This is a genomic window from Paenibacillus zeirhizosphaerae (genome assembly GCF_030705605.1).
Taxonomy (GTDB): Bacteria; Bacillota; Bacilli; order Paenibacillales; family Paenibacillaceae; genus Paenibacillus; species Paenibacillus zeirhizosphaerae.
This window is the reverse complement of sequence record NZ_JAPCKK010000014.1, coordinates 322956-339899: the sequence shown is the minus strand read 5'-3', so window position 1 is coordinate 339899 and position 16944 is coordinate 322956. Positions and strand designations below refer to the sequence as shown.

15 protein-coding genes and 1 other annotated feature (1 of these 16 cut by a window edge) are annotated in these 16944 nt (G+C 51.2%); of the genes, 12 read left to right on the top strand and 3 right to left on the bottom strand.

Going from position 1 to position 16944, the window contains the following annotated elements:
* Positions 1–195 (top strand) — a binding site (T-box leader); it begins 60 nt to the left of the window's first position.
* Positions 196–250: 55 nt separating this feature from the next.
* Positions 251–1504, top strand: coding sequence for a tyrosine--tRNA ligase (tyrS, locus tag OIN60_RS08685; protein ID WP_305754466.1), 1254 nt, complete (start codon positions 251–253; stop codon positions 1502–1504).
* A gap of 131 nt (positions 1505–1635) precedes the next feature.
* Here the strand turns inward: tyrS and rpsD are convergent, their stop codons facing one another.
* Entirely contained in the window at positions 1636–2235 is a 600-nt protein-coding gene (gene rpsD / locus OIN60_RS08680; RefSeq protein ID WP_305754465.1) for a 30S ribosomal protein S4, read from the bottom strand.
* A 441-nt stretch (positions 2236–2676) separates the two neighbouring features.
* On the opposite strand from rpsD, the gene OIN60_RS08675 reads away from it, so the two are divergent.
* The 5 genes from OIN60_RS08675 to OIN60_RS08655 all read left to right on the top strand — a co-directional run bounded on the left by OIN60_RS08675 (position 2677) and on the right by OIN60_RS08655 (position 7585).
* Positions 2677–4647, top strand: coding sequence for a sensor domain-containing diguanylate cyclase (locus OIN60_RS08675; protein WP_305754464.1), 1971 nt, complete (start codon positions 2677–2679; stop codon positions 4645–4647).
* Positions 4648–4789: 142 nt separating this feature from the next.
* Complete coding sequence (locus tag OIN60_RS08670; protein WP_305754463.1) at positions 4790–5608, top strand: hypothetical protein; 819 nt, start codon at positions 4790–4792, stop codon at positions 5606–5608.
* A gap of 76 nt (positions 5609–5684) precedes the next feature.
* A complete protein-coding gene (locus tag OIN60_RS08665; protein WP_305754462.1) occupies positions 5685–6800 on the top strand; it encodes an aminopeptidase in 1116 nt (371 codons plus the stop codon).
* 115 nt (positions 6801–6915) lie between these two features.
* Positions 6916–7161 (top strand): HPr family phosphocarrier protein, encoded by a 246-nt coding sequence (locus OIN60_RS08660; RefSeq protein ID WP_305754461.1) that lies wholly within the window; start codon positions 6916–6918, stop codon positions 7159–7161.
* A 136-nt stretch (positions 7162–7297) separates the two neighbouring features.
* Positions 7298–7585, top strand: a complete 288-nt coding sequence (locus tag OIN60_RS08655; protein ID WP_305754460.1) for an Fpa/YlaN family protein — start codon at positions 7298–7300, stop codon at positions 7583–7585.
* A gap of 161 nt (positions 7586–7746) precedes the next feature.
* Here the strand turns inward: OIN60_RS08655 and cax are convergent, their stop codons facing one another.
* Entirely contained in the window at positions 7747–8817 is a 1071-nt protein-coding gene (gene cax / locus OIN60_RS08650; protein WP_305754459.1) for a calcium/proton exchanger, read from the bottom strand.
* A gap of 199 nt (positions 8818–9016) precedes the next feature.
* On the opposite strand from cax, the gene OIN60_RS08645 reads away from it, so the two are divergent.
* Positions 9017–9379 (top strand): Asp23/Gls24 family envelope stress response protein, encoded by a 363-nt coding sequence (locus tag OIN60_RS08645; RefSeq protein ID WP_305754458.1) that lies wholly within the window; start codon positions 9017–9019, stop codon positions 9377–9379.
* Positions 9380–9446: 67 nt separating this feature from the next.
* Here the strand turns inward: OIN60_RS08645 and ftsW are convergent, their stop codons facing one another.
* The gene (gene ftsW, locus OIN60_RS08640) at positions 9447–10706 is read right to left on the bottom strand and encodes a putative lipid II flippase FtsW (RefSeq protein WP_305754457.1); all 1260 of its coding nucleotides are present in this window, start codon (positions 10704–10706) and stop codon (positions 9447–9449) included.
* A 234-nt stretch (positions 10707–10940) separates the two neighbouring features.
* Here ftsW and OIN60_RS08635 point away from each other — a divergent pair, with 234 nt between their 5' ends.
* The 5 genes from OIN60_RS08635 (at position 10941) to OIN60_RS08615 (ending at position 16940) form a co-directional block, all read left to right on the top strand.
* The gene (locus OIN60_RS08635; RefSeq protein WP_305754456.1) at positions 10941–12128 is read left to right on the top strand and encodes a M20 metallopeptidase family protein; all 1188 of its coding nucleotides are present in this window, start codon (positions 10941–10943) and stop codon (positions 12126–12128) included.
* Between the two features lie 95 nt (positions 12129–12223).
* The gene (locus OIN60_RS08630; protein ID WP_305754455.1) at positions 12224–12649 is read left to right on the top strand and encodes a CBS domain-containing protein; all 426 of its coding nucleotides are present in this window, start codon (positions 12224–12226) and stop codon (positions 12647–12649) included.
* A 136-nt stretch (positions 12650–12785) separates the two neighbouring features.
* Positions 12786–14489 (top strand): DNA repair helicase XPB, encoded by a 1704-nt coding sequence (locus OIN60_RS08625; RefSeq protein WP_305754454.1) that lies wholly within the window; start codon positions 12786–12788, stop codon positions 14487–14489.
* On the top strand, positions 14489–16396 hold the full coding sequence (locus OIN60_RS08620; RefSeq protein WP_305754453.1) for a helicase-associated domain-containing protein: 1908 nt from the start codon (positions 14489–14491) through the stop codon (positions 16394–16396). Before OIN60_RS08625 ends, OIN60_RS08620 begins: the two co-directional genes overlap by 1 nt.
* Positions 16397–16502: 106 nt before the next feature.
* Entirely contained in the window at positions 16503–16940 is a 438-nt protein-coding gene (locus tag OIN60_RS08615) for a YlbF/YmcA family competence regulator (RefSeq protein WP_305754452.1), read from the top strand.
* Positions 16941–16944: the final 4 nt, after the last annotated feature.

The window sequence follows — 16944 nt, the reverse complement described above, 5'->3', positions numbered from 1 at the left end:
GGTGTGAACCGTAGACGTCCCCCTTTGAATTACCGTCTGGAGCTGTCCGGATGAACAGGTGCGTCCAAGCGCTCCTGCAGTAGTCTGGTACCGGGCAAGAGGCCCGTTATTTGAATGAAGTGAAGGCGCTCCGCTCCTGCGGGTATGCGCTTTAATTAGGGTGGTAACGCGGGCAGACTCCTTCTCGTCCCTTGGGATGAGAAGGAGTCTTTTTGTGCATTTTTTATAATATACGGGAGGTATAGTGAATATGAAATGGGAAGAGCTTACATCTGCGCAGCAAGCGGAAACAGAACGCCAGCTCGCGGTTCTGACGCGTGGTGTGGTGGAAATTGTTCCTGAGGATGAGTTTAAACAAAAAATTATGAAGTCGGTCGTCAGCGGCGAGCCATTGAAGGTCAAGCTTGGGCTTGACCCATCGGCCCCGGATATTCATATCGGGCACACGGTTGTGATGCTCAAGCTGCGGCAGTTTCAGGAGCTTGGACATCAGGTGCAACTGATTATCGGGGATTTCACAGGCCGGATCGGCGATCCTACGGGTAAATCAGAGACACGCAAGCAGCTCTCCGAGGAAGATGTGCAGCGCAACGCGGAGACCTACAAGCAGCAAATTTTCAAAATTCTCGACCCTGAGAAAACAAATGTGTACTACAATTCCGAATGGCTTGGACCGATGTCCTTTGCCGATGTGGTGAACCTATCTGCCAAAGTAACGGTAGCCCGTATGATGGAAAGAGATGATTTCACGAAACGCTTCCAGGGTGGACTGCCAATCAGCATTCACGAGTTTTTCTACCCGTTGATGCAGGGGATGGATTCCGTCGCGCTGAAGAGTGATGTGGAGCTGGGGGGAACGGATCAGAAGTTCAACCTGCTAATGGGACGCACGCTGCAGAAGGAATACGGCGTGGAAACACAGGCCGCCATGATGCTGCCGCTGCTGGAGGGTCTGGACGGCGTACAGAAGATGAGCAAAAGTCTTGGTAACTACATCGGAATTGATGAGGAACCGAATGAGATTTACGGGAAGGCCATGTCTGTGCCGGATGAGCTGATGCTTAAATACTTTGAGCTGGCCAGCGATGTTTCCAATGAAGAGCTCAAGCAAATGGAGGCGGCACTGAAGGACGGTGGTATGCATCCACGTGATGCCAAAATGCTGCTGGCCCGTACCCTTGTCCGTATGTACCACGGGGAGGAGGCGGCCAAAGCAGCTCAGGAGCATTTTGTCACCGTGTTTCAGCAACGTGCGCTTCCGGAGGATATTGAGGAGTTCGGTCTGGAAGCCGGCGAGCTTGAGAACGGAAGCATCCGCGTCATCAAGCTGCTGACGCTGCTGGGCTTTGCCGCGTCCAATGGCGAGGCGAGACGGAGCATTCAGCAGGGAGCCGTTAAAATCAACGAAGAAAAATGGGCGGATCCCAATGCGGATTATGTGCCGCAGGACGGAGATATTATTCAGGTCGGCAAGCGCAAGTTCGCCAAGCTCAAACTGATCTGAATCTGTCTTGAGTAAAAAAGAACGATATCTTCATATAAATGGACTAGCCAGCATGAGCTGACTGGTCCATTTTTTATGCAAAAAAGAAAAGCACCCGGAATAGCTTCCGGGTACTTGGCGGTTCTTCTGAATTAACGGTTGTAGAATTCGACGATTTGTTTCTCATCGATGTCTTGGGACAGTTCAGCGCGCTCAGGCAGACGGATGTACTTGCCTTCCATTGCGGCATCGTTGTACTCTAGGTAAGCAACCAGATGGTTGCGGTTTCCCAGAGCTTCTTTGATAGAAGACAAAGAGTGGCTTCTTTCACGCAGACCAATTACGTCACCCAGACTTACTTGATAGGAAGCGATGTCGACTTTTTTACCGTTTACAGTAACGTGACCGTGGGATACCAACTGACGTGCGCCCGCACGGGAATTAGCAAAGCCCAGACGGTACACCAGGTTGTCAAGACGGCTTTCCAGCAGGAACATGAAGTTCTCACCGGCAATACCTTGCATATGCTGTGCTTTATTGAAGAGTGTGCGGAATTGCTTCTCTCCCAAACCGTACATGTGACGCAGTTTTTGCTTCTCAGCCAGCTGCATGCCGTAGTTGCTTACTTTTCTGCGTTGGTTAGGACCATGTTGTCCTGGAGGGAAAGGGCGTTTCAATTCTTTGCCGGTACCGCTCAGGGAAATACCCAGACGACGGCTCAATTTAAATTTAGGACCAGTGTAACGTGCCATTATAGAGTTAACTCCTTCATAATTAAATTTTGAGTGGGGCTCTCTTTGCGCTCCATTTTGTTTGGCGCCGGATTCCGTGCGCGCTAACCGACAGGAAAGTTCAGCCGCTGTCCTATCAGCAACAAAAAAGATGAGGGTGACACAACTGTTACGCCCAAAATTTAAGACTGCTGCCCTTAGGCAGATACAGTCCTCATCAACAATTTATATTATATGAACTAGATGATGAAAGTCAATAGTACACATAAAAAGGATAAGTCGTTTTTTGTCGATAGGCCTTTTTGACTATAAAAAGTAGGTGCAAAGTCATAATCGACAGAGTAATATAGTAGAAGTTACTTTTATTTCTATCCAAAACAATACCACCACTATACATTGTGTGATTCGAAAAATGTATTTGTTCATAAAGACAGATCAGTGATGCAAAGGGCGGTGAACTCCATGTCAGAATTCCGGATGATGGGTCATAACATCAGAGATTATGAAAACGTCAGCCGATCAAATACGTTGTTGGCAGAGTATCCGGTAATTATGCCATATCTGAATAACATGGACATAACTTCCTTTGATTTTCCCTACCTTGGTGAGCTTTTGTCATATGCGCATGTCAGATGGCTTGAGCAATGCGCCAGCCTGAACTGGTTGAGTACACTGGAGACGGCGGTATTCACTTCCGAAGGAGAAAGGCTTGGACCAAGAACGGCAGACGAGGAATCGAAGCTTCTGGTCAAGTACGTACTGGAGTCGGGACAACTGCAATTCTCCGGACCGGACTTTAAGCGACGTGCTGCCGCCCTTCCGGTATTTAGCAGAGATCATGAGGAAGTATTTGCGGTGCTTGTCTTTGAAGCTCCTGCCGACGGAACACTGCCGGAGCCTGAATTGCTCCAAACAACAGCCCTACACTTTCGGACATGCTTTTACCAGCAGTTCGAATACCAGCTTTTGCCGACCTTGTTGAAAAAAAATGATCAATCGGAAAGTGAAGCGAAGCTGCGCTCCACTATGTTTCAGATTGCAAGAAACATGCATGATAAAATTGATGTGGATGCTGTGCTGGATGAAGTTTTCAGCAGCATTGAAAATTTATTTCCGAATGTCAGGCTTACTTTGTTTCTGTCTCATGACCGGCGCAGCAGCAACCCGCGGGTACAGCAGCTTCAGCTCCATCAGAGAGAGGATAATATATGTCTGCGGGCCTTCATGAAGGGCACGCTTGTTGCCAGTTGGAATCTGGACGATCAAAGCGGTCAGGGAATGGATAAGGCAGCATTTGAGTTTGGGATACCGTTACGGGGGAAACAAGGAATCTACGGTGTTTTTCTTATGGAACTTCCGGCAAACCATAAATATCCGGAGCAGGAGGAGCTGGACCTGATCACCATGCTGGCGGACACTGCCGGCACGGCATTCGAGAATGCCAAATTGCTGGAACAGTCCAACATGCTCAACCATGAATTGAGGCTGATCAATGTGCTGGCACAGCGGCTGAATCGAAGCTTGCGGCTGAGCGATATTTTTAGCTTCGCGGTGCAGGAGCTGATGAACATATTCAGTGCCGACCATTGCAGTATTGTTCAACTGAATGAAGAAAAAAAATGTTTTGAAGTGATGGGCTGCGATCATGAGCATGAGAAGGGACGCTTGTTCCCTATCAATTACGGGTTCTCAAGCATTTTATATACGACCGGGGAACCGATTATTTTATCGGATTACATGGAACTATCTCCTACGGTTTCGGTTTTTATGGATGATACGCGCTCCCGCTCTCTTATGGGAGTTCCGCTGACGATCAACGGCAAAGTAAAAGGGGCAATTTTAATTTCTCACCGTGATCCTCATTATTTTTCCTATGACAATTATAAGCTTCTTCAGATGTTCGCGCCCCATATCGGAATTGCTATTATGAATGCTTCACTGCATGCGCAGGTCGAGCGGTTGGCCAATACGGACATTGTGACCGGGCTTTATAACCGCCACTATCTGAATAAGAAGATCGAGGGGGACCAGGAGAAGAACTACTGCGGCTCCCTGATTCTGCTGGATATCGATCATTTCAAAAAAGTTAACGATACATACGGACATCTGAAGGGAGACTCTGTTTTAGAGCATATAAGCCGTGTGATCCGTGCCTCGGTGCGCGAAGGAGACATATGTGCACGTTGGGGAGGGGAAGAGCTAGCCATCTATATGCCGCAGGCTGGGATTCAGGAGGCGGTTCAGTATGCGGAACGGATTAGGACAAGGGTTGCCCGAGAAATAGAACCTGCCGTGACGGTATCGTGTGGCATTGCGGAGTGGTGCTATCTGGATGAAGAGGTCAGTATTGAAAACCTGTTTTATACAGCGGATATGGCCCTTTACCGTGCTAAAACAAGGGGACGTAACCAGGTGGTGACGGAAAACACATAATCTTGGTGATGCTAATATGATAACGTGACATAAAAAGATGACGCTGCTCCAGCGCCATCTTTTTCATTGTCTGGATGCATATTTTCACGCGCGCTGACAAGATACTACGCTGACGGAAAAGATAACGGAAGGAGCATCATATATGTTCAAAGCAGTGTACGGATCGGCCGCTATTCTGATCTGCTTAACTGCCTTGCTTCTGACGGGCTGCACATCCTCGGACAACGTCCGTTCTCCTGAAGAATATTACAGCCTGGCGATGTCAGGTCTTGCAGGCAAGGAAGAATTTCATTTTCAGGGCATGTCTGCGCTGAGGCTGGGCGAGAGCGGTGAATTTCAGCAGCAGGTACATTTTGAGGGCAAACTGCGCGGCCATGACCAGCTTACAGTCAGAACTGTATCCCCCGCCGCGGGGGGAACGAAAGCCCTCAATGCTGATAAGCCGGGTTTGACTGAAAATTTTATCAGGATTGGCGGCGCATGGCAGGGAGGGACGGATGCCCTGGCGGGAAGGCAAGGCAGGTTGAACCCGGTCAACCGGCTGGAGGAGCTCGGCAAGCTGGATACAGAAATCACTCTGGAAAAGGCGGCCCCACGCGGTACGCGTATGTTCAGGATCGAGGTATCCCAGGAGGATGCGAAAAGGTGGTTCGCCGCTGACCTGAAAAAAGAGATGGTCGACGTAGACAGGAGATTCCGCCGGCTTGCGGACAAACGGCCCGCCTCGGAACGCAGCAAGCTGAACGCAGAGCTGGATGCAGCATGGAAAAAAATGAATGATGAGCTTGGCCGAAGAATGGACACTGCCCAGGTGCGCACGGTATATCATTTGACAGTAGAACGCAGAACTTTGTTGCCGCAACGCTTGTCTTCTGAGACGCAAATCGTGTACAAGAATCAGGCCGGTGGAGTGCAGGAAGAGTCTTTGGTTTCGGATACATTTTTTCGGGACTATAAGTAGAAGCCGGGTCGTGCTAGAATATAGTAGTTGAATTTACCAGTGTTAAAATAAATACGACAAGAGGAGAGACCTGCAGATGAAAGACCCAAGAATTGTGAAACTGGCGCAAAACCTAGTCGGCTATTCCGTGGACGTCCAGCCCGGCGAGAACGTGCTGGTGGAAATGATCGGTTCGGAAAGAGACCTGCTTAACGCCATCATTGAGGAAGTAGGACGGAAGGGCGGCAACGTGTTCGTGCAGTTGACAGACCGCACGGTACAACGTGCCATGCTTATGAATGCTACGCGCAAGCAAATGGAGATCTGGGCGGATATCGACCTGAACCGTATGAAGCAGATGGATTGTTATATCGGTATTCGGGCAGGAGAGAATGTGAATGATCTGTCCGATGTGCCAGAGGAGAACATGAAGCTGTACAACTCCGTTTATTCCCATCCGGTACATAGTGAGCAGCGGGTGAAGCACACGAAGTGGGTGGTGCTGCGTTATCCGAATGCAAGTATGGCTCAGTTGGCCAATACAAGCACAGAAGCGTTTGAGGATTTTTATTTCAACGTCTGCAATCTGGATTATGCGAAAATGGACCGGGCACAGGATGCGCTGGCTGAGCTGATGAACCGGACCGACAAGGTTCGCATCACAGGGCCGGGAACGGATCTTACATTCTCCATTGGAGGAATTGGCTCCGTCAAATGCTCGGGGCAATGTAATATTCCTGACGGTGAGGTGTACACTGCGCCAGTGCGTGATTCCGTAAACGGAACGATCAGCTATAACACGGCCACATTGTACAACGGCATTACATTTGAAAATGTGAAATTCCGCTTCGAGAACGGCAAAATCGTTGAAGCGACCAGCAACAATACGGAGCGCATCAATGAAATTCTGAATTCGGACGAGGGAGCACGCTATATCGGTGAATTTGCCATTGGCTTTAATCCCTATATTCTGCATCCGATGAAGGATATTCTGTTTGACGAGAAGATTGCAGGCAGTCTGCACTTTACTCCAGGGCAAGCCTATGAAACAGCGGATAACGGGAATCGTTCCTCCATTCACTGGGACCTGGTGCTGATTCAGCGTCCGGATTACGGCGGCGGTGAGATTTATTTTGACGATGTGCTGATCCGCAAGGATGGAATTTTTATTCTGCCTGAGCTGGAAGCCTTAAATCCGGAGCAACTGAAGTAAAAGCATAATATTGTTGCTGGGAAAGCGATTTCAATGTATCATGTAGGTGTAATTACTATATATATGAATAAATGAAACTGCATGATCACTTAGTTGAAAAGCGGAGGGATTCCTTATGTCCAGTAACAATGCGGCTGTTGTTGAAATTGCTCAAACAGCAGGTAAATTCACTTCATCCATCGTGCTTCATTCCGAAAACAAGTACATTGACGTCAAAAGTATCCTGGGTTTGTTCACTACGTTGGTGGACACCCATAGTTACGAGCTTCATGTTCACGGACCGGATGCTGAAGAAGCCAAAACTGCGATGGCGGAAGTGTTCGCCAAACATGGTTTACAGATTACGATCGCAGAAGACTAGTATAGACGATGAAAGAAGCATCCCTGCCGGATTAGGCGGGGATGCTTTTTTTTGCAGGTTCTTGTATTAGCCAGCAAATTCGTCTAATATAAAATGTAGGACGCTTATGTGATATTGAGACAGAGGGGGGAAAAAAGTGACTTCATCTGATATACAGGAACAGCTCAATTTGAAAGCAATTACTCTGCTTCAAGAAGATGCGGATAAAATACACAAGCTCATTGAAGTGCAGATGGAAAATCTGGCTACCCGTTACTGTCCTCTCTACGAGGAAGTGCTGGACACTCAAATGTACGGCTTTTCCAAAGAAGTCGATTTTGCCGTCCGTGCCGGACTTCTCCCTGAAATGGTAGGCAAACAGTTGGTGAGCAAGCTGGAACGGAATCTCGCGATGCTGTACGAGGCTATGAATAATAAGGAATAAACTCCGGCGCGAGCAATCATAGAAGGGGCATGCGGTCGTACGGCTGCATGCTTTTTTGAGATAGATTTACCAAGGCCCATTACATATCGAGATTAAAGAGAGCAGCACCCGGCGCGGATGCTGCTCTTTTCGTTTCTACCGATCTGTAACAAACAGTTATTTTACACTAGGAAGAAAGATACGCCAAGCATAATGTACACAACAAGCAGCATTAAGCCCTCATACCAGTTGGTTGAACCGTCCTGGGTAATCGATTTGGCAATGAACACCGAGACGGCTATGGCCACGAGCTCGATGGTAGAGAACACGATATCCATGGTATCCCCTGTAAAGTAGCTGACAAAAATCAGCACGGGTGCTACGAAGAGGGCGATCTGAAGACTGCTGCCAACCGCAATTTCGACGGAAGCGCCAATTTTGTTCTTCATAGCCAGCAGGATGGCAGCACTGTGCTCGGCTGCGTTACCGATAATAGCAACCAGGAATGCACCCACAAACAGCTCGCTGAGACCGAACTGGGTTGTGAAGGTCTCCAACGTGCCAACTAGCCATTCGCTGACCAGCGCGACCATAACGGTAGCCAATACCAGATAAAGAATGGATCTGCCTTTGGACCAGGCCGGTTCATGCTCATGGGGCAGTTCCTGTTCCCTATCGTCTGTCACATCAGCAAGATAATCCTTATGGGTGACCATGGAGAACAGCAGCCATGCCAAGTAAGAAAGGATTAGAATACCCGCCACAATCAGACTTAGCGTGTCGGTTTCCGTCGCTGTAATCGAGTGAGTGTTCAAAAACACGGCAGGCACAAACAGGGAGATGACTGCCACAATCATTAATGATCCGCTCAGTCCGGCAAGGGAGACATTATAGTTCTGCACTTTAAACTTCAGGCCGCCTGCGAAGAGGCTGGCGCCCAATACGAGCAGCAAATTGCCGATAATCGAGCCTGTCAAGCTGGCCTTAACCATGTCGTACAGACCTTCCCGGATCAGGAAAATCGCGATAATCAGCTCAGCCGCGTTACCGAATGTCGCATTCAGAAATCCGCCCAGCCGCTGTCCGGCATAATGAGCCACACTTTCAGTGGCACGTCCGAGAAAACCGGCCACAAAAATGACGGATATGGATGCAATGACAAACTGGACAATCGGATTCAAGTGCGCATAATGCGCGATTCCGGCCAACAGAAAGGTGATGATCAGCAGTGCTGGAGATAACCACTTTTTCATTTGAAATAGCCCACCTCGTGAAATGTATGTATTTGTTGAATCAGGTCTGACGAATACGTCCATGCTTTATGAATATACCCAGAATGACATACTTTGTAAACGGATTTCATTTTTTCGTGTCAATCCTCTAAGGTAGGTTTGCATTTCTGGGGGCGAAGGATTTACAATACGGTAAAGGAAGCAAAAGGGGGATATGGATATGGCAGAGCAGCTTGAATTGGAAAAGGGCAGCATTAGAATATCCAATGATGTCGTAGCGAAGATTGCCGGTTTGGCGGCATTGGAAACGCCCGGAATTGCAGCAATGTCCGGAGGATTGTCCGAAGGCTGGTCCAAAAGACTTAGCGGGAAAAACGTGCAAAAGGGCGTGACGGTGGAAGTTGGACAGTTGGAAGCCGCTATTGACCTGCGCATTATCGTATTGTATGAAACACCCATACAAGAGGTGTCCCGTATGCTTCAGCAGAACGTAAGGGAAGCCGTCGAAAGCATGACGGGTCTGCGCGTTGTGGAGGTTAACGTTAAGGTTGAAGGCGTTGCCTTCAAGGACGACGAAATGTAAAGCTTTTAATATGTAAAAAAAGACTGGCGGAACTTATGCTCCGACAGTCTTTTTTCGCATTGAATAATTAGTTTTGTCTGAAACGATTCATTCTCCGGTTCTCGAATCGGGTAGGGGCAGTCCGGATAGCAACCTCCTTGGTGCGCTCCTGAATCGTCTGCTTGGAATTTTCGCGTGAAATACTCAGCATGACGCCCATAGACAGCATCATAACGAGCAGGGAGGAGCCGCCGTAGCTGATAAACGGTAAGGTTACCCCGGTGATTGGGATGGTCTGAGTAACCCCCCCGATATTAATAAATGCCTGGATGGCGATCAGCCCCATAATCCCGGTTCCGACCAGCGTTCCGAACGGGTCCTGGCATCTTAAGGCAATCATCATTCCTCTCCAGATGAAATATAGATAGAGCATGAGAAAGATCGCTGTACCTATAAAACCCAGCTCCTCGCCGATGACCGAAAAGATGAAATCGTTAAAGGCGTTCGGTAAATAATGCAACTTCATGATTCCTTGTCCAAAACCTGCACCAGTGATCCCGCCGTCACCGATGGCGCGCAGGGATTGTGTCAGGTTATAGCCGGAACCCTGTACGTCCTTGGAGGGATCCAGAAACGCCTCAATCCGTCCCATCCGGTAATCCTTCTTGCCCGTCTCCGCGGTGGAATCAGCAGATATGTTATCCAGCAGCGAGCCGATGCCAAAAACGATGGATGCGGCCATCACCAGCAACAGGAGTGAGCCGGCAATATGTTTCATGCTAGCACCGCCGGCATAAATGATCAGCCCGCTCGTGGCTACCAGGATGACGCAGGACCCAAGGTCAGGCTGAAGCATGATCAGTCCTGCCAGGAAGCCGACGATAACGGTCACAGGCAGAAAGCCGGTCTTCAGATCCCGGAATTTCTCGCCCTTCTTGGCGATCAGTGCGGAAAGATATAGAATAATTGTAATTTTGGCGAGCTCTGTCGGCTGAATCCCGAACATGCCCGCAATGTTAAACCAGCTTCTCGCACCGTTCAGTCTGCCCGCAAACAAAACCAGGACGAGCAAGATGACCGTAAAGATGAACATCGGTTTAAACAGCTTCTTATACTTCTCCATGCGGATGTTCATCGCAACGACCATCACTAAGGTGCCAAGCACCGCAAAAGCGGCCTGCCGTTTGGTCAAATAAAACGGGTCATTGTCCATGTTGTCATTCATAAGTGCGACGCTGTAGCTTGAGCTGTATACCATAACCACACCGAATCCGACTAACAGCAGAGTCAGAATGAGCAGTTGGAAATCCGGTGTGCCTCTCCGACGCTCCGGTTTCATTTCTTTCATAATCCCGTTTCCCCTTGATCCCGCCTAACCCGCTACAGGCCTATTGGCGTTCATTTGGTATTGTCTGATAATTTCCATCATAGTATGTTTGCCTGCCTTCTGCAAGCCAAAGAAAACCGCTATATACCGTAAAACAACCTGATCTGCTACAATGAAAAGATAGAGTTGAATTTGCAGAAATGCACCTGACCCGGGCTTGTTGATTTGCATCAATGGTTGGAAGGGGAAATACGGATGACAGAAGAATTATGGATGAAGGAACTGCAGGAACAGATGGTGCAGTGGCGGCGCCACCTTCACAGAAACCCGGAAATTTCTTTTCAGGAAAGCCGCACGGCGGCGTTTGTCGCTGATAAGTTAAAGGAATGGAACATTGAAGTCTTGGAAAATGTCGGGGGGCACGGGGTCATAGGAACGCTTCGCGGCAGTCAGCCGGGACCGGTAGTCATGCTGCGTGCGGATATGGATGCCCTGCCGATTGAAGACGAGAAGCAATGCGACTACCGTTCTACCGTGAAAGGGGCGATGCATGCCTGCGGACATGATGGACATACCTCCATGCTGCTTGGTACTGCCGCGTATTTCAGCCGTCACCGGGACAGCATCAAAGGGGAAATGCGCTTTCTGTTCCAGCCGGCGGAGGAGCTGCTTCCTGGTGGAGCGGTCAATGTGATCCGTGAAGGCGGGCTTGAAGGTGTCGATGTGATCTATGGCATCCATCTGTGGACGCCGCTGTCCTCCGGAACAGCGGCCAGTTGTGGAGGGCCTATGATGGCCGCTGCCGATGACTTTTATATCGAGCTGACGGGAAAAGGCGGCCATGGAGGCATGCCTCAGGCGACGATTGACAGCGTGGTTGCCGGATCCGCCCTGGTCATGCAACTGCAGAGTATAGTAAGCCGCTCCGTTGATCCGCTGCAGCCGGCGGTGCTGACCGTGGGTACGATTCATGGCGGCTCTGCGCAAAACGTCATTGCCGAAACCTGCAAGCTCAGCGGAACGGTACGCACATTTGACGAGCACAGTCGCTCTGTCATGAAGGAAAGGCTTCATACCATTACGGAGCAGACAGGGGCAGCCTATGGAACGATCGCTTCGGTCCAATATATTATGGGTTATCCGCCGGTTGTGAATGATGCGGCCGAAGCAGGGCGTTTCTTCAGGGAAGCGGCTTCTGTGTTCGGTGCTTCCGGTGTACAGGAGTCCCCCAAGCTGATGCCTGCCGAAGATTTTGCTTACTACCTGCAGCAGGTTCCCGGCTGCTTCATGTTTGTCGGAGCAGGCAACCCGGAGAAGGGTGCCATCTATCCGCACCATCATCCTAAGTTTGATTTTGACGAAGATGTCATGCTGGACGGCGTGAAGCTGTTCATCCGAATGAGTGAGTCATATGCTGAGGAGCACGCTGCCCGCAAGGCCTAATGCGCATAGTAGGCGGTGTGTTTGAGCTTACTGTTTTCCGTGAATGCGTCCTGAAAATTTGGGCACCCTACTGATCGAAAGGAGGATGTTCCCAAATGAGAACCATTCAGGATGTTATGACTAAGGATTGTGTAACGGTGACACCTCAGGACCCCATCCATGAGGCTGCCATGAAAATGAGACAGAATGATACCGGGTTTATCCCTGTTATTGAGGAGGGCTCTCGCAGGCTGGTGGGGGTGTTGACCGACCGGGATTTGACCGTGCGTGGCTATGCCAACAACCATCCCGGCTCTGCATCGGTGGACCAGGTGATGAGTAAGGATATTCGCACCATTTCACCGGGCCAAAGTGTGGATGAAGCTGCCCATCTTATGGCTGATGAGCTGATCCGCCGCCTCCCTGTCGTCGAGAATGGCAGTCTGGTCGGGGTGGTGTCGATCGGGGATCTTGCCGTCCGCGACATATTCGCCGATAATGCGGGAGATGCGTTAAGCCGCATCTCGGAGCATGTTCATTAACTAGCTAGCTCGTTTAACCTAGGAAATACCGACATGGAGTTCAATCCCGCGGGATTGGGCTTCTTGTCTTACAGAGGATATGTTTGAGTGAGTGATACATAACAAGCAGGTAAAGTTCGCCGGAAAGGAGACATATATGAAAGACGACAAGCCTTGTATGGTACAGCGTGACGGTTCCGTGCTTCTGGCAACCGGCTCCGCTGAAGCGGAGCAAGCCCGGTCCGAGCTGCAGCACTTCGCGGAGCTCATCAAAAGTCCGACCGCCTTTCATACATACCGGATCACTCCTCTTTCTCTCTGGCATGCCGCCTCGCTGGGCTGGACTCCGGAACGTATCATTGAAGCGCTCCAGCGTTTTTCCAAATGGGACATTCCGGCAGCCGTCGCCAACGATATTCGCAGGCTGACGTCCCGGTACGGAAAGCTGCGGCTGGAGCAAAATGCGGGAGAAGGACTAAAGCTGGTGTCGGACGACGAAGAGCTGCTCAGAGAGTTGCTGAGCCTGGAGGGAATAGGGAAGTACGGGCTGAAAGCGATCAATAAGCATTCTGTGTATGTTCCAGCCATTGGGCGAGGACTGCTGAAGCAGGAGCTTACCCGGCTTGGATATCCGATCATTGACTCGGCCGGGTTTCATCAAGGGAGCGGACTGTCGTTCACGCTGACGGGCTGTAAGGGGCCGCTGCAGCTCCGGGATTATCAGGCCGATGCGGTAAAGGTCTTTGAAGGAAACGATGGCATGGGCGGCAGCGGTGTGCTGGTGCTTCCCTGCGGTGCGGGGAAGACGGTGATCGGTATGGCGGTTATGGAGCGCCTGCAGTGTGAGGTGCTTATTTTGACCTCCAATACGACGTCCGTGCGGCAGTGGATCGAGGAGCTGAAGAATAAGACCGATATCCCGGAGAGCTGTATCGGTGAATATTCCGGCCAGAAAAAACAGGTCCGTCCCGTCACCGCTGCCACTTACCAGATTCTGACCCACCGGCGTTCCAAAGAAGGGGAGTTCGAGCATATGAAGCTGCTCAGTGAACGTAATTGGGGACTGATTGTCTATGACGAAGTACACCTGCTTCCTGCCCCCGTGTTCAGAGCAACCGCTGATATCCAGGCTACCCGGCGCCTCGGGCTGACAGCCACATTGGTTAGAGAGGACGGAGCCGAGCAGGATGTGTTTTCCCTGATTGGTCCCAAACGTTATGAAATGCCCTGGAAGGTATTAGAGCAGCAAGGATGGATCGCCAAGGTGGAGTGCGTGGAAATGCGAATTCCTATGGCAGGTCCGCTTAAGGAAAAATACAACCTGGCTGAAGGGAAGCAGCGCTATAGGCTGGCTGCGGAGAACCCTGCCAAGCTGGAGGCTGTTCGCAGCCTGCTGGGCCGGCATGAGGGCAAGCCAGCGCTGGTCATCGGGCAGTATCTGGATCAGCTTCGCCATGTGGCACGGGAGCTGAATGCGCCGCTGATTACGGGCAGCATGCCGCAAAGCGACAGGGTCCGCTTGTTCGAAGCCTTCCGCCGGGGAGAAATCAGTACGATTATCGTATCCAAGGTAGCCAATTTTGCGGTGGATCTGCCGGATGCAGCCGTGGCGGTTGAAATATCGGGCAGCTTCGGTTCCAGGCAGGAGGAAGCCCAACGTCTCGGCCGGATTCTGCGGCCTAAGCAGGGAGAGAATAGAGCCTTTTTCTATACGCTTGTGACGGAGAACAGCAAGGAAACGGAATTTGCCGCCAAACGGCAAATGTTCTTGATTGAACAGGGTTATGAATACCGCCTGATTGAGCCGGAGCGGATGCTGGAGCTCGCGGAAACGGAAAAACCTGTGAAGAGGGAGGCGTGATGGCGGAAATGATGCCAAAGGAACTGGAAGGCGTGCTGCACGGACTGACGCCCGAGGAGAAGCTGCTGCTGAAACGGTGCTTCATTCGTTATGCCGGACAACCGATGGAGGAGGAAGCGCCTGTACGCCTGCTTGAAGGTAGGCTGAGCGGGGCCGAATGCAGAATCGCAGTGCTGGGGCTAAGGCAGAAGGGGTGGCTGGAAGCTGTCGTTAAGTCCTGGGGGGAGCGGCTGTTGTTCATACCTGGGAAACGGCTGCCGGAGCTGTACAAGCTGCTGCTTGGGGAGCAACAGAAGGTGCCTGCTGAGAGCAGGCGGCCTGAAATGCTGCTTGAGGCCGGAGAAGGCACGGAAGCGCGCCTGCTGCATGTGTTGGCCTGGATTGCCAGATACGGTCTGCCGCTTACTTCCAAAGGCACAATTCACAAAAGGGCTTTAGTCAAATTGAACGAGCTGTCACTCTTCAAGGACAGCGCCCTGCAGGGACTGGGGCTGCAGTATGCCCACAGTGAGGTCTATCCCTTGTCATCTGCGGTTCTGCTTGATTTGCTTCTAAGTCTCGGACTGTTGGTGAAGGAAACATCCGCTTATACCGTTCATACACCGGCTCTCTTCTCTTGGATCAAGCTGCCGCAGGCGCAAATGAGTCGCTGGATACTGCTTACGGTCATGGAGCGTTATGGACGGACGCAGCCTGCTGCACAGCATTTGCGAGGGCTTCTTTGTATGACGGCTCCCCGAACGGGGGAGTGGATGGCAGTTGATTCGCTCCTGAAATGGCTGGAGCAGGTGGGGGCTGCCGACAACCTGGATCTGCGGGAGGAGGCGGACCAGTGGCTGACTGTGCTGGCGGAATTCGGCCTGGCGGATAAAGGGGTGACGGAAGCCGGGTCGCTGTGTATCCGGTGGAGGGTTCCCGTCTCGGAGATGATGCAGCCTGATTTCTCGCTTGCTGAACAGGAGCAGGGCGTTTTTCCAGAGCGGAGCGGCTTTTATATACAGCCTGATTTCGAAATCATTGTTCCGCCGGAGTGCGGTTTTGAGGACCGCTGGCTGCTGGAATGCTGTGCCGAACAGATCAGTGCGGGCCGGATGTCTCTGTACCGGCTCAGCCGGGAGAGCATCACCGGGGCGGTGGAATCGGGAATGGAGCTTCAGGATCTGGAGGCGTTTTTGGCAGGACACTCCTTCACCGGAGTGCCGGATAACGTTGTGCATGCCGTCCGCCAGTGGGCCGGTGGGACCGCCCGCACAGCATTTGCGGCCGTTACGCTGCTGCGCTGCCGCAGCAGGGAGGATGCGGATGCTGCTGCGATGCATCCCCGGCTCGGAGGCGTTCTGGAACGGCTGGGCGAGCTTGATTTTATTGTTCCTCCGGGCGAGGAGGAGGAGGTCCGTAAGGAGCTGGCTTCCCTCGGCCTTACCCCGCGCAAAGGAATGGAGGGAAGCGGCAGCACTGTACCTTCATTTCCTCTGCCTCCATTGGAGGCTCTCGGACTTCCTTTCGTATTGGAGGATGCCGCTTTTTATGCGGAAGGGCGGCCCGGACTTGTATACACAGGAAGAACACTGCACTTTTATGACAAGGACGCGGAGGTTCCATCGCCAGAATCCTTTTTTCCAGGCCGTTCCTCCGTGCCTTCTTCTTGGTTTTCCCAGCTTCGCCCCTATCATCCGTCCACGGCCAGGCAGATTATGGAGCAGGCTGTGGAGTGGCAGACAGCGGTCATGCTGCGCAGCGGTGATGAGGATACAGTGTGGCTGCCTGAAGCGGTCAGCGGGGGAGCCGACTGGCAGGTAACAGGCCGGTTCCGCAGCCCGGAGGGGACAGATCCGCAGAGCATAACCGTCCTCAAGCCTTGCGACTGGAAGGAAATGCGGCTGCTGTTGCCCATTCCGCTGTCATAAACCGGATACTGCTTTTGCCAAAATCGCTTCTTTCCCTGGGCATGTTATGATATGATGAAATAGTCTACCTTGCGTAAAATTTTATAAAGAAGCGAGTTGAATATTCATGGACGTAGCCGAGTTGAACACGGTAAATATGGCCGAAGTGCTGATATACGCCTATGAATTAGGCGACATGATCAATGAGTCCGCCGAAGTGTCGGACTATCTATATTGGAAGCAGCGTGTGGCTGAAAATCCTGAAATTGCGGAGTGGGTCCGCAAGCTGGAAGCCAAGAAAGAGCTGTTCGAGGAAACACAGCGTTTCGGACATTTTCATCCGAATTATCATGTGGCCAAGGAAGAAGTCGAGGCTGTAGAGGTCCAGATGGAGCAGTTTGAAGAGGTGCGCCGTTTCAAGAAGGCCGAGAAAGCGTTGGATGACCTGCTGCATGAAATGTCGGAAACGATTGCTTACTCTGTTTCCGATAGCATTAAAGTACCGGGCAATGATCCGCTACCAAAAGGCGGATGTGGAAGCGGCGGCAAATGCTCCTGCGGCTAACCAG

What these genes read in the sequence shown, in the direction of transcription:
- tyrS (WP_305754466.1), top strand. Translation starts at nt 251, where the DNA reads ATGAAATGGGAAGAGCTTACATCTGCGCAGCAAGCGGAAACAGAACGC.
- rpsD (WP_305754465.1), bottom strand. Translation starts at nt 2,235, where the DNA reads ATGGCACGTTACACTGGTCCTAAATTTAAATTGAGCCGTCGTCTGGGT.
- OIN60_RS08675 (WP_305754464.1), top strand. Translation starts at nt 2,677, where the DNA reads ATGTCAGAATTCCGGATGATGGGTCATAACATCAGAGATTATGAAAAC.
- OIN60_RS08670 (WP_305754463.1), top strand. Translation starts at nt 4,790, where the DNA reads ATGTTCAAAGCAGTGTACGGATCGGCCGCTATTCTGATCTGCTTAACT.
- OIN60_RS08665 (WP_305754462.1), top strand. Translation starts at nt 5,685, where the DNA reads ATGAAAGACCCAAGAATTGTGAAACTGGCGCAAAACCTAGTCGGCTAT.
- OIN60_RS08660 (WP_305754461.1), top strand. Translation starts at nt 6,916, where the DNA reads ATGTCCAGTAACAATGCGGCTGTTGTTGAAATTGCTCAAACAGCAGGT.
- cax (WP_305754459.1), bottom strand. Translation starts at nt 8,817, where the DNA reads ATGAAAAAGTGGTTATCTCCAGCACTGCTGATCATCACCTTTCTGTTG.
- OIN60_RS08645 (WP_305754458.1), top strand. Translation starts at nt 9,017, where the DNA reads ATGGCAGAGCAGCTTGAATTGGAAAAGGGCAGCATTAGAATATCCAAT.
- ftsW (WP_305754457.1), bottom strand. Translation starts at nt 10,706, where the DNA reads ATGAAAGAAATGAAACCGGAGCGTCGGAGAGGCACACCGGATTTCCAA.
- OIN60_RS08635 (WP_305754456.1), top strand. Translation starts at nt 10,941, where the DNA reads ATGACAGAAGAATTATGGATGAAGGAACTGCAGGAACAGATGGTGCAG.
- OIN60_RS08630 (WP_305754455.1), top strand. Translation starts at nt 12,224, where the DNA reads ATGAGAACCATTCAGGATGTTATGACTAAGGATTGTGTAACGGTGACA.
- OIN60_RS08625 (WP_305754454.1), top strand. Translation starts at nt 12,786, where the DNA reads ATGAAAGACGACAAGCCTTGTATGGTACAGCGTGACGGTTCCGTGCTT.
- OIN60_RS08620 (WP_305754453.1), top strand. Translation starts at nt 14,489, where the DNA reads ATGGCGGAAATGATGCCAAAGGAACTGGAAGGCGTGCTGCACGGACTG.
- OIN60_RS08615 (WP_305754452.1), top strand. Translation starts at nt 16,503, where the DNA reads ATGGACGTAGCCGAGTTGAACACGGTAAATATGGCCGAAGTGCTGATA.